Source organism: Aeromicrobium sp. REDSEA-S32_B7 (assembly GCF_001626145.1).
Classification (GTDB): domain Bacteria; phylum Actinomycetota; class Actinomycetes; order Propionibacteriales; family Nocardioidaceae; genus Aeromicrobium; species Aeromicrobium erythreum.
The window spans coordinates 1-12,554 of sequence record NZ_LUNF01000094.1 but is presented as its reverse complement, the minus strand read 5'-3'; the positions used below and the strand labels follow the sequence as shown (position 1 = coordinate 12,554).

9 protein-coding genes are annotated in these 12,554 nt (G+C 73.1%); 4 read left to right on the top strand and 5 right to left on the bottom strand.

What is annotated here, in order from left to right; genetic code table 11:
* Window positions 1-1,036 (bottom strand): succinyldiaminopimelate transaminase (gene dapC / locus A6Q79_RS07060; protein ID WP_317697375.1); only part of this gene is annotated, 1,036 nt, incomplete at its 3' end.
* Between the two features lie 82 nt (window positions 1,037-1,118).
* On the bottom strand, window positions 1,119-1,442 hold the full coding sequence (fdxA, locus tag A6Q79_RS07055) for a ferredoxin (RefSeq protein ID WP_067855044.1): 324 nt from the start codon (window positions 1,440-1,442) through the stop codon (window positions 1,119-1,121).
* A 114-nt stretch (window positions 1,443-1,556) separates the two neighbouring features.
* Between fdxA and A6Q79_RS07050 the strand changes: the two genes are divergently transcribed.
* Window positions 1,557-2,501 (top strand): GNAT family N-acetyltransferase, encoded by a 945-nt coding sequence (locus A6Q79_RS07050; RefSeq protein ID WP_286689806.1) that lies wholly within the window; start codon window positions 1,557-1,559, stop codon window positions 2,499-2,501.
* A gap of 117 nt (window positions 2,502-2,618) precedes the next feature.
* On the opposite strand, the gene A6Q79_RS07045 is transcribed toward A6Q79_RS07050, so the two are convergent.
* Both A6Q79_RS07045 and A6Q79_RS07040 read right to left on the bottom strand, forming a co-directional pair.
* Window positions 2,619-5,963 carry an ExeM/NucH family extracellular endonuclease gene (locus A6Q79_RS07045; RefSeq protein WP_067855038.1) on the bottom strand — a complete coding sequence of 1,115 codons (3,345 nt, stop codon included), beginning with the start codon at window positions 5,961-5,963 and terminating at the stop codon, window positions 2,619-2,621.
* Window positions 5,964-6,004: 41 nt separating this feature from the next.
* Window positions 6,005-9,094, bottom strand: a complete 3,090-nt coding sequence (locus A6Q79_RS07040; RefSeq protein WP_286690576.1) for an Ig-like domain repeat protein — start codon at window positions 9,092-9,094, stop codon at window positions 6,005-6,007.
* A gap of 270 nt (window positions 9,095-9,364) precedes the next feature.
* Between A6Q79_RS07040 and A6Q79_RS07035 the strand changes: the two genes are divergently transcribed.
* The gene (locus A6Q79_RS07035; protein ID WP_083516569.1) at window positions 9,365-9,958 is read left to right on the top strand and encodes an ATP-binding protein; all 594 of its coding nucleotides are present in this window, start codon (window positions 9,365-9,367) and stop codon (window positions 9,956-9,958) included.
* Window positions 9,959-10,022: 64 nt separating this feature from the next.
* On the top strand, window positions 10,023-10,439 hold the full coding sequence (locus A6Q79_RS07030) for a hypothetical protein (RefSeq protein ID WP_286690577.1): 417 nt from the start codon (window positions 10,023-10,025) through the stop codon (window positions 10,437-10,439).
* A gap of 15 nt (window positions 10,440-10,454) precedes the next feature.
* Here A6Q79_RS07030 and A6Q79_RS07025 read toward each other — a convergent pair whose 3' ends face one another.
* Complete coding sequence (locus A6Q79_RS07025) at window positions 10,455-11,534, bottom strand: adenosine deaminase (RefSeq protein ID WP_202967706.1); 1,080 nt, start codon at window positions 11,532-11,534, stop codon at window positions 10,455-10,457.
* A 186-nt stretch (window positions 11,535-11,720) separates the two neighbouring features.
* On the opposite strand from A6Q79_RS07025, the gene A6Q79_RS07020 reads away from it, so the two are divergent.
* A partial coding sequence (locus A6Q79_RS07020; RefSeq protein WP_317697363.1) for a LacI family DNA-binding transcriptional regulator occupies window positions 11,721-12,554 on the top strand: 834 nt, incomplete at its 3' end.

Below are 12,554 nucleotides of genomic sequence, written 5' to 3'. Positions count from 1 at the left end.
GCTGGGCGCCGCGCTCGCCGTAGAAGTCTCCGGGGGCGACGAGGATGCCGCGCTCGGCGAGCCAGGCGACCGTGTCGCGGCAGCCCTCGCCGCGGGTGGCCCAGAGGTAGAGCGCGCCCTCGGAGTGGGTGATGGTGAATCCGGCCGACTCGAGCGCACGGCGGAGCGCGTCGCGACGCTCGGCGTAGCGACGACGCTGCAGGACGACGTGCTCGTCGTCGGCGATCGCGGCGGCGAAGGCCTGCTGCACCGGGGTCGGCAGCATGAACCCGAGGTGCTTGCGGACGGCCAGCAGCTCGGCGACGACCGCCGCGTCGCCCGCGACGAAGCCGGCGCGGTAGCCCGCGAGGTTCGAGCGCTTCGACGTCGAGTGCACGGCGAGCAGTCCGTCGTGGCTGCCCTCGCAGACGTCGGGGTGCAGCACGGAGACCGGCTCGCGCTCCCAGCCGAAGTCGGCGTAGCACTCGTCGGAGACCAGTAGCGCTCCCCGCTCGCGGCACCAACGGACCACCGCGCGCAGGTGCTCGGCCGACAGCACCTCACCGTGCGGGTTCGCCGGGGAGTTCACGTACACGAGCGCCGGCTGGTCGGTGAGGCCGTCGGCGACCGGGTCGCCCAGCACGACGCGGGCGCCGGCGAAGCGGGCACCGACCTCGTAGGTGGGGTACGCCAGCGCGGGGAGCACGACGGTGTCGGCGGGTCCGAGCGCGAGCTGCGACGGCAGGTTGGCGATGAGCTCCTTCGAGCCCACGGTCAGCAGCACTTGGTCGGTCGTGAGCCCGGTGACTCCGAGCCGACGCTCGAGCCAGTCGACGGCGGCCTGGCGCACGGCCTCGGGGGCCGCCACCGTCGGGTAGCCCGGCGCGTCCGAGGCTGCGGCGAGCGCCTCACGGGCGACCGACGGCGTGGGGTCGACCGGTGTCCCGATGGAGAGGTCGACGATGCCGTCGGGGTGTGCGTGGGCGCGCTGCTTGGCGTCGGCCAGGGTGTCCCACGGGAAGTCGGGGAAGCGGGAGGAGAGACGGGGTCGGTCCATCAGGACGCTCCTTCGCAGGTGGCCTCGGGGGTGACGCGTCGGGCTGCGCCCAGGAGTCGGGCCCCGCTGGAGGGCCCCGCCGTCACTCCTGGTTCTGCGGGGGCAGCGCGGCGATGAAGGCGTGGTCCTTGTCGATCACGCCCATCTTCGCGGCACCACCGGGCGAGCCGAGGTCGTCGAAGAAGTTCACGTTCGCGTCGTAGTACTCCTTCCACTCCGACGGGGTGTCGTCCTCGTAGAAGATGGCCTCGACCGGGCACACCGGCTCGCAGGCACCGCAGTCGACGCACTCGTCGGGGTGGATGTAGAGCATGCGCTTGCCCTCGTAGATGCAGTCGACGGGACACTCGTCCACGCACGCGCGGTCCTTGACGTCCACACACGGCTGGGCGATCACGTAGGTCACGACGGCTCCTTCGACGGCAACGCTGGTCCGCCCTGGTCGGTGGCGGACCGTCCCAGTATCCCGCCTGGTCGACGGGGCGCCGTACTGAGGTATGCCTCATGAGACGGTGGCGTCGTGGCAGACGTCCAGGACCTTCTCGGCCGACGGGTGACCGTGCGGCACCGGCTCGCCGACGGGAGCGCCACCGACGTCGTCGGTCGCGTCGTCGCGGCCGACCCCACCGGGCTCGTCGTGCAGCGTCGCGACGGGTCCGAGACGGCCGTGGACGCCGGTCGTGTCGTCGCGCTCAAGGTCGTGCCCGACCGCCCCGCCCGCAGCCCCCGCGCGCTCGACGTCGACGTCGACGAGCTGGTCCGGATCACCTCGCGCGGGTGGCCGGCTCCCGAGTCGGTGCCGCTCGGTGCGTGGGAGCTGCGCGCCGCCGGGGCGTTCACGGGTCGCGCGAACTCCGTCGCCGTCGTGGGCGACCCGGGACGGCCCGACGACGAGGCGCTCGCCGCGGTGCTCGACTTCTACACGTCGCGAGGCCTGCAGCCGCAGGCGCAGGTCGTCGTCGACTCCGCGTGGGAGCGCCGCTTCCTCGCGGCGGGCTGGACGGCGCGCACCGACTACCTCGGCGGCGCCGTCGTGCAGGTGGCCGACCTCGGTGACGCCCCGGCCCCTGACGGCCGCGCGACCGTGACGCCACGAGCCTCGGACGCCTGGCTGTCGCGCTACGGCCGGGTCGACGACGTGGAGGCCGCGCGCCGGGTGCTGGAGGGACCACGCACGGTCGGCTTCGTCGAGGTCCCCGACGACGGCGTCCCCGCAGCGGCCGTCGGACGGGTCGTGGTGACCGGCGAGTGGGCCGGCGTGGCCGCCGTCGAGACGCTCCCCGAGCACCGCCGACGCGGTCTCGCCGACGCCGTCGTGCGGACCAGCCTGGCGTGGGCGCACGAGCGCGGCGCGACCCGCGTGTACCTGCAGACCATGCCCGACAACCACGCGGCGCTCGCGCTCTACGCGCCGCACGACTTCAGGACGCACCACCACTACCGCTACCTCGTGCCCGCCTCCTGAGCTCCGCTGGCCAGCCCGGAGCAACCCACCGCCGGGCGGGCCTCCCGCGCAGACGCGACGCGCCCGACCGGCTCCTTGACCCCTCCGAGGAGGTGACGGGAGCCGGACGGGCGGACGTCAACGCCGGACGACGCGGATCGTCAGCGGGACCGCGGCCGAGCCGGTGCGACGGTCACCGAGGTACTCCACGGTGAACTGCCTCGTACCCGTGCTGCGCAGCGGTCGCAGGCGCACCTCGGCGGTCCCGTTGCGCAGCGTCGCCGTGCCGAGGATCGTCGAGCCGAGACGCACCCGCACGGTGCCACCATCGGGCCGGAAGCCGTCGGCGCTCACCCGGACCGGGACGACCGCTCGCGTCCGGTCGACGACGACCTTCCCGCGCGGCGCGGTGGCCCGGACGACGGGCGTGGCCTTGGTGACCGTGTGCTCGACCGTGACGTCGTCGGGCTCGACGGAGTCGTTGCCGGCGTAGAGGACCTGGAGCCGGTGGGAACCGGGCTCGAGCGCCGTGCCGGAGATGCGCACGCTGGCCGATCCCTCGCGCAGCGAGCCGATGCCGACGACCGTGGAACCCGACACGACGTAGACGAGGCCGGAGGCGGCCGGGGCGGCCGTGACCTCTACCGTGCCCTGCGTCCCGAAACGGGTGGGCTCGATCGTGGCGGCGAGGTCGGCCTCGCTCTTCAGGACCGTGATGCGGTACTCCGCCGAGACCGGACGCGTCTCCGCGTCGCCGGCGTACTCGACGCTCAGCACGTGCGTGCCGACACCGAGGTCCGCGGTCCTCAGGGCGATCGTCGCCCGGCCGCCGTCCAGGGTGGCCGTGCCGAGCGCGGTGTCACCGTCGCGCAGCGTCACCTCGCCCGCGGGCACGACGCCCTCGAGGGAGGAGCTCACCCGCACGTCGACGTCGACCACGTCGCCGAGGCGTCGGGTGCGCGGTCCGTCCACCGCCAGCTCGCCGGCGGCCGGGCTCACGTCGAGACCGACGATCGTCGGGTCGTGGTCGCTGGCGCGGAACGGCGACGTGTCGAAGAGGTTGGTGACGTTGTAGTTGAAGCGGCTGTACTCGCGGGCGATCGCCTCGGGCGCGTTGATGCGCCACACGTCGGCCCCACGGACCCGGCGCGTCGCGCTGGGCGAGGCGAAGACGTGGTCGAGCGACCCGAGCAGTCCACCGAACTGGTAGGTGTCCTCCTCGGAGAAGCGGTCGGTCACGTTCGTGAACCCGGCGTCCTCGAGGACCTGCATCGGGTCCTCCTTGGAGTAGGAGTTGAAGTCGCCCGCCAGGAGGACGCGGTCGGTGCCGGCGGACTTCTCCACGTCGTCCACGAAGGCCACGAGGGCTCGCGCCTGACGCACGCGGTCGGGGTTGGACGCACCCTGGCCGTCGCGCTGGTCGGCGTTCTCGCCCGACCCCGAGCCCTTGGACTTGAAGTGGTTCGCGATCACGACGAAGTCGCTGTCGGCCACGCCCTTGGCCCGGAACTCCTGGGCGAGCGGGGCACGGGCGTTGGCGAAGGCCGGGTCGTCGAGGATGCGCGCCTCGCCGGCCGTCTCGACCGTCGAGGTGCGGTAGATGAACGCCGGACGGATGACGTCCTCGCCCGTGCTCGGCACGGTGGTCGGCGAGGCGGCACCCGCCCAGACGTCGGCGCCCGCGTCGGCGTTCAGTGCTGCGACGAGGGTCTGCAGCGCCGTGTCGCGCGGCTGGCCGAGGGTGGCGGAGTTCTCGAGCTCCTGCAGCGCGACGACGTCGGCGCCGAGGCCGTTGATCGCCTTGACGATCTTGGTCTGCTGACGCGCCAGGCTCTCGTCCGTGGCCGCACCACGCGGGCCGTTGTTGGTGCACGAGTTGGTGGTGATGGGCGTGCCGGCACGGTCGCGGAAGTACGTGCAGGTGCCGCGACCGGAGGCGACGTACTTCTCGCCCGTCGTCGGGAAGTAGTTCAGGACGTTGAACGAGGCCAGCTTCAGCTCGCCCTCGACCGGGGCGGGCGTGCGCTCCTGCGCGCGCGTGGCACCGAAGGTGGCCGGGGCGTCAGCGACACCGGTGAGGCGCGTGGTGGGCTGCAGCTTCCAGCCGAAGCGGAAGTCGAGCACGACCGGCGCCACGAAGGTCGTCGGTGCTCCCTGGCGCACCTCGTTGTCGGCGGTCAGCCAGGGCAGCGGGACGTCCTTGCTGCCGTTGACGTAGTTGACGCTCGCCCCGTCGTCGAGGGTGATGAGTCGACGGGCGTTGTCGGCCACGAGGTCGGTGTAGGCCTGCGTACGCGGACGCACCACGTCGGTGGGCTGGGGCAGCGGTCGGGTGCCGGCGGCGAGCCCGACCTCGCCGAAGGAGTTCGTGGCGAAGTTGTTGGTGACCGTGTACGCGCCCTGCGGCGCCAGGAGCATGCCCTCCAGCGACTCGCGCTGGGTGTCGTCCAGGGGGAAGGCGACCTCGGCGGCCTTCGGCGCGACGGCCGGCTCGGTCAGGACCGTCCAGCCACCGGCGGGGACGGCGAGCTGGGTGAGTCCGCTGGACTCCTCCACGGTGCCGGTGACCTCGAGGTGGTCGCCGATCTCGACGTCGTCGGCCAGCGCGGCCGACGCCACGAACAGACCCGTGGACGCGCGGTGGGTGTCGACGTCGACGTCGCCCGTGCCCTCGGTCTGGATGTACGCGCCGTCGAAGCCGCCGTCGGGGTAGGCCGCGGTCACGACGCCGCGGGTCGTGACCCGCTGTCCGACGATCGGGCTCGCGGTGCCGGTTCCCTGGATCTCCGCGATCGGGACGACCGGGGCGGGCTCGACCGGGGCGGGCGCGGAGTCGCACGCCGTGCCGCACGCCGTGGGCGTCGGGTCGGCGGCCGACAGGTCGGCCCGGTTGTCGTTCGTGTCGGTGCCGCCGGTGCGGCGGACCGCCTTCGTCAGGCTCGTGCCGGTGGCCGCCGCTGAGCCCTCGAAGGTGGTGGAGCTCCCATACCCGACCAGGTCGACGACGGCGGGGTCGGCGAGCACCGTCGACGGGGCGCCGGTGAGGGGCGTCGTCGTGCGGGTGAGGGCGAGGGTGCCTCCGCCGCCGGCGAACGCGACGGTCGACGCGACGTCCGGCGTCGGCAGGTCGGCCCCCGGGTTGGTGGTCGCGTTGTTGCTGTTCGCACCGACCAGCAGGGTGCCCCCCGCGGGGACGGTGTGGTCACCGAGGGCGATCACACCCGAGAAGTTCCCGGTGCCCGTGGCGGAGCGGTACTGGACCGACCAGCCCGCGACGTCGACGGGACTCCCGGTGGGGTTGTGCACCTCCACGTACTTGTTCTTGAACGACGCCCCGCTGGAGCCGCCGTTCACGTAGACCTCGTCGATCACGAGGTGGTCGGCGGGTGCCGCCTGGGCTGCCGGCGCCGCAGCGAGCGCGCCGGTGGCCAGGCCGCCGGCCAGGGCGAGCCGGAGCGCACGCGAGAAGGATGATCTGGACACAGGGGTCTCCTGGTTCGAGGGATGGTGTCGACGGTCGGCGGTCAGCGAGAGCGGACCGTGAGCGTGGCGCGGCCCGTCGACGGCTTCGCGAGATCGTTGCCGGAGTAGGAGACCGTCAGGGTCCTGCGGCCGGTGTTCGTGAACGGACGCAGGGTCACCGACGCCTTGCCGTCGCGCAGCTCGCCGCGACCGACGACCTTCGAACCGACGCGCACCACGATCGCGCCGCCGTCGGCGGTGAAGCCGGCGGTGCGGACGGTGACCGCCACCGTGGCCTTGCCGCGGTTGCGGACGACGCTCGTCGGGCGCACGGACGCCGAGGTGGCGGAGGTCGCCTTGGTGACCGTCACCGTGACCGGGACGGTCACCGGCTCGAAGTCGGCGCTGCCGTTGAAGTACACCTCGAGCGTGTGCTCGCCGGGCCGCAGGGCGGTCCGGTCGAGGCTGACGCGTCCCGAGCCGTCGGTGATCGTGCCGACGCCGACGACGGTGCCGTCCGACGTGGAGGCGAAGACGAGACCGCGGGCGTCGTCGTCGCTGCTCAGCTCGATCACGGTGGAGGTGCCGTAGGGCGTGGCGGTCGGCGGAGTCACGGCGAGGCTCACGACGCCCTTGGCGAGGTCGACGGCGGCCGTCGTCGTCGACGTGGCGTGGTCGTCGTCGCCGACGTAGACGATCTCGACGGTGGTGGTGCCGATCGGCAGGCTGGACGTGTCGGCCTCGATGGTGGCCTTCCCGCCGGACAGCGTCGCGGTGCCGAGGACCGTGCCGTCGAGCTCGGCCCGGACCTGACCCGTGGGCTGGGTGCCGGTGGCCGAGGTGATGTCGACGGTGAGGTCGACGGGGGCGCCGCGGCGCGGGTTCTCCTCGACGTCGACCGTGGCGGACGTGGCGGCCTTCTCGACCGTCACGGCGACGCTGCCGGTGGCCTCGGGCAGGTCGGTGTCGCCGGAGTAGACGACGGTCAGCTCGCGCGTGCCGGCACCGATGCGCTCGGTGTCGATGCTCACGTCGGCGCGACCCTCGGCGTCGAGGGTGCCGGTGCCGAGCGTGGTCTCGCCGTCACGGACCTCCACCGTGCCGCTGGGCGCGGCGCCCGGGGCGGTGACCGCCACCGAGACGGTGGCGTCGTCGCCGAAGGCGACCGTGGAGGCCGTCGCCTCGATCGTGGCGCCCTTGATCGAGATCGGGACCGTGACGAGCGTGCCGCTGCGGGAGGCACGGACCTCCAGGACCAGGTCGCCGGCGACCTTGCTGGGCAGCCGGCCGGCGATCGTCGCCGCACCGTTGGTGACGGCACGGGCGCCGAGGTTGGCGACGACGCGGTCGCCGTCGAGCAGGCGGGCCGAGACGGACCGGTTCGCCGGACTGCCCGACGACGTCAGGTCCAGGCGCGGCAGCGTGACCTCGAAGGCGCCGCCGGCGCGGTAGGACTGCTGCAGGCCGCGCACCTCGACGGCGTGGCGGGCGAAGGACGGCGACACCGGCTGGTTCTTCGACAGGTAGGTCGTCCAGGCGTCGAGGTCGGCCAGGCCGGTGTCACGACGCGCGCCGGCCGCGAAGGCGCGGAAGTTGTCGCCGCCGGAGGCCAGGAAGCTCGGCACGGCGACGTCGTAGGTCTTCTCCGGCGAGACCTTCTCGCCGTCGACCCACAGCGACGTGATCCGATCGCCCTCCGGGCGGGTGGCGTCGAAGGTGTAGCGGACGTTGTCGGACGTGCCGAGCTGCAGGTAGGCACGGCTGGGCACGGCACCGGCGGCGGTGCGCTGCCACTGCTGCTCGAAGACCGTCTTCAGCTGACGGCCGTCCAGCGTGACGACGAAAAGGCTGTTGGCGAACGGCAGCACGGAGACCGCCTCGCCGAAGGTGACGACGCCGTCGGTGTTGGTGCCGCCGGTGCCCGCGAACTCGAGGTCGTCGCGCAGGCCGCCGGGGTTCACGATGCCGAGGTCCACGTCGCGGCCCACCGCCGTTCGGGACACCTCGGAGCGGTACATCTCGGCCACGAGGTTGCCGAGCGTGGACTCGTTGGCGCGGTCGTCGCGCTTCGCACCACCGTCGGCGTAGCCGGCCGTGGTGATGTCCTCGGTCACCTCACCGACCGGGCGACGCCCGACCTCGGTGGCGTTGGCGAGGGCGGCGTCGGTGATCCGGGCGACCTCGGCGACCCGCGGGTAGGTGGCGACGAGCGTCTCGTTGGCGGTGGTGACGCGGGCGACGTTGGCCTGGGTGTGCCCGGTGACCGCCCCGGTCGCGGGGTCGACGGTCAGCTGGACCCGGCCGACGTTCTCGCCGTAGCTGCCGGTCTGGAGCACCGGTCGGGTGCCGGAGCGCCCGGGGATCGGCGCCTCCCACGCGTAGGTCTGGTGGGTGTGCCCGTTGAAGATGGCGTCGACGTCGGGGTCGGTCTTGGTGACGATGTCGGCGAAGGCGCCGCCCTTGGCGAGCTCGCTCTCGAGGGTGCCGCCCGCGGTGGTGCCGTTCTGTGCACCCTCGTGGTAGCTGGCGACGATGACGTCGGGAGCGTCGGTCAGGCGCTCGAGGCGCTCGACCTCGGTGTTCACGGCCTCGACCGGGTCGGTGAAGCGCAGCCCGGTGATGCCGTCGGGCGACACGAGGGCCGGGGTCTCCTGGGTGACCGCGCCGACCACGGCGACGTCGAGGCCGCCGACCTCGAAGGTGGCCGACGGCGGGAGCACCGGTCGACCGGTGGAGGTGTCGATGACGTTGGCCGCGAGGTGCGGGAAGTCCGACCGGTCCGCCACACGGCCGAGGAGGTCGGCGGCACCGCGGTCGAACTCGTGGTTGCCGACCGTGGAGGTGTCCAGGTCCAGCGCGTTCAGCACGTCGAGGGTCGGCCCGTCCTGCTGCACCTGCGAGGGGAAGAGGGACGCGCCGATGTCGTCGCCGGAGGAGATGAAGAGCGTGTTGTCCTCGCCCCCCTGCGCCCTGAGCTGCTCGACCGTGCCGGCGAACTTGACCGTGTTGGCGTCGAGGCGACCGTGGAAGTCGTTGATGTCGAGCACCTGGATGGTGACGGGGTCGGCCGCGGAGGCCGGGACGGCGCCGAGCACCGAGGCGGCGGTGACCGCCGCGAGGGTGGCGGCGGCGCAGCGCAGGACGTTCTTCACAGGGATTCCTTCGACGTTCGGACGGGCAGGCCTATCTGAGGAGGTCGAGGCGTCCCCGCGGGGCCGTCGAGACGACGTCCGGGTGAACCGCGGCCGTCGGGACAGGGCCGACGACCGCCTCTCGCGGTCGCGGTCCGTCACGGTGCCGTCGGTCCCCCCGCACCGTTCGGCGCCGGACCAATGGAGGCATCACACCCGACGCCCCGGCCCGCGTCAATGGGTCGCAGGGTAACGATCAGGTAACGGGAGCGCGGGCCTAGGATCGTGGCCGTGCGTGAGCGTCGGGGCGTCCGGGTCGTGGTGGTGGCGGGCCCGTCGGGGGTCGGCAAGTCCCACCTCGCCGAGGTGCTCGGCTGGTCGGTGCTGCGCCTCGACGACTTCTACCGCGACGGCGACGACCCCCACCTGCCTCGTTCGAGCCTGGGCATCCCCGACTGGGACGACCCCGCCTCCTGGGACGCGGTGGCCGCGGTCGGGTCGATCGCGGAGCTGTGCGCCGCCGGCGAGGCCGACGTGCCGGTGTACGACATCGCTGCGAGCCGACGGACCGGCACGCAGCACCTGCAGGTCGGCGACCGCTTCATCGCCGAGGGCCTGTTCGCGCCGGTCGTCGTGGCGGCGTGCCGCGACGCGGGCCTCCTGGACCAGGCGATCTGCCTGCGCCGGCACCGCCTCGTCACGTTCGGGCTCCGCCTCGCGCGCGACCTGCGCGAGGGGCGCAAGAGCCCGTGGGTGCTGGTGCGACGCGGCTGGCGGCTGAAGAACGACGACGACCGGGTCGTCGCCGAGGCGGTGGCCGCCGGCTGCACGCCGATGACCCCGCGCCAGGCGCGGCGGGCGCTGCGTCGCCCGTCCACGAGATGATCCGAGGACGTCGGGCCCGACGCGGTCCCTGGTGAGCAGCGCGGCTGCGCGCTAGCGTGCCGCCATGACTCGCACGACGTCCCGGGACCGCGTGCCCCTCGCAGTGCTCGCCGCGGTCAGCCTCGCCTTGCTCGCCGCGTGCAGCGGGTCGGGCGACAGCGCGCTCGCCGACGCGTCGGCCTCACCGAGCGCCACTGCCGCTCCCCCGAGCCTCGACCCGTCGGACCCGTGCCCCGCACTGGTCGGCGACGACGGACTCGTGGCTCGCGCGCTCGCGGCTGCGGACGGGCCTGCGGTCGACCGCGGCCCACTGCAGGAGGAGATGTTCCGCGTCGTGCTGTCGGGCCCGCGACACCTGAAGGACCCGGTCGGCCAGATCATCGACTACCTCGACGACCCCGCGGCCTACCAGCCTCTGGACGGTGGTGAGGACGACGTCGTGACCCGTGCCGTCCGTCGCGTCGAGTCGGCCTGCTCCTGAGTCCGCGAGCCCGACCTAGAGGGCCGCGTAGCGCGGCTTGATGACGTCGTCGATCAGCGCGAGGCGCTCGTCGAACGGCAGGAACGCGCTCTTCATGGCGTTGACCGTGAACCAGCGCAGGTCGTCGGCGCCGTAGCCGAAGGCGTCGACGAGCAGCTGCATCTCCCGGCTCATCGAGGTGCCGCTCATCAGCCGGTTGTCGCAGTTGACCGTCACGCGGAACCCGAGCTCCTTGAGCAGGCCGATCGGGTGGTCGGCGATGGAGCGCATGCCCGGGACGGCCGACGTCTGGAGGTTCGAGGAGGGGCACATCTCCAGCGGGATGCGCCGGTCGCGCACGTAGGCGGCGAGCAGGCCCAGCCGGGGTCCGCCCTCGGCCGCGAGGTCGATGTCGTCGATGATCCGGACGCCGTGGCCCAGGCGGTCGGCACCGCAGCGCTGGATGGCCTGCCAGATGGACGGCAGGCCGAACGCCTCGCCGGCGTGGATGGTGAAGTGGGCGTTCTCGCGACGTAGGTACTCGAACGCCTCGAGGTGCAGGATCGGCGGGAAGCCGTCCTCGGCGCCGGCGATGTCGAAGCCGCAGACGCCCCGGTCCCGGTACTCGACGACGAGCTCGGCGATCTCCAGGCCGTGCTGCGCGTGCCGCATCGCCGTGAGCAGCTGGCCGACGACGATCGGCGTGCCCTCGGCGGCCGCCTCGGCGCGGCCCTCGTCGATGCCCGCCTGCACGGCCTCGACCGTCTCGGCGAGCGTCAGGCCACCCTGCAGGTGCTGCTCGGGCGCCCACCGCAGCTCGGCGTAGACGACACCGTCGGCGGCCAGGTCCAGCACCGACTCGCGGGCCACGCGGGCGAGGTCCTGCGGACGCTGCATGACCGCGACCGTGTGCTCGAACGTCTCCAGGTACCGCGGCAGCGATCCGGAGCTGGCGGCGTCGGCGAACCACATCCCCAGCTGGTCCGGCGGGGCGGGCAGCGGGTGCCCGACCTCCTGCGCGATCTCGGCGACGGTCGACGGGCGGACGCCACCGTCGAGGTGCTCGTGGAGCGCCACCTTCGGGGCGCGGCGGATCTGGTCGGCGGTCAGGCTCACGCGCACATCGTGGCACGCCCGCGGGAGCGCCCGACCGCGGCCGGGGCGGGGGGCCGCTTGACACCGGACCGACCTGTGACTACGGTCACTGTCATCGATAACAGTGTTATCGATAACACCCTATGAGGAATTCCGGGGACAGCACCGGCGACAGCGCCGAGGACAGCAGCACGGAGGGCAGCAGGCATGGCGAACATCCAAGACGTGGCGAGGGCGGCCGGTGTGTCCACGGCGTCCGTGACGCGCTACCTCGCCGGCCAGCGCATCCGCAGCGAGGAGGCCGTCCGCCGCGCCATCGAGGAGCTCGGCTACCGGCCGAGCCTCGTCGCCCGCAGCCTGAAGTCGGGTCGTCACCAGTCGATCGGCGTGATCGTCCCCGACATCTCCAACCCGTTCTTCGCCGCCCTCGTGAAGGGCATCGAGCGCGAGGTCCGCCCGCACGGGCTCCAGGTGATCCTGGGCAACAGCGACGAGGACGCCGAGCGGGAGGAGGCCCTGGTCCGCGAGCTGGCCCAGCGCACCGACGGTCTCATCATGGCGCCGCTGTCGGAGAACGACGAGATCCCCGACCTGCTGGCGCAGGCCGGTCACCCGCTCGTCTTCGTCGACCGCGAGACCTCCTCGGGCCCCGACGTCGACCGCGTCCTCGTCGACAACACCGCCGGCATCCAGCAGGCCGTCGACCACCTGGTCGGGCTCGGCCACACCCGGATCGCGACCATCAGCGGCCGCGTCGACTCCACGCCCGGCCGCATGCGCCACGAGGCGTTCCTCGCCGCCATGGCGGGCCACGGCATCGAGGTCGACGAGGCGCTCGTGCGGCGCGGCGACTTCCGCGAGGAGAGCGGCCGGCTGCACATGGCCGACCTCTGGCGACTCCCGCAGCGACCCACCGCCGTCGTCGTCGCGAACAACCTCATGACGGCCGGCGCACTCGTGACGCTCGGCGCCCTCGGCGTGCGGGTGCCGGACGACCTGTCCGTCGTCGGCTTCGACGACCTGCCGCTCGCCCACCCGGTC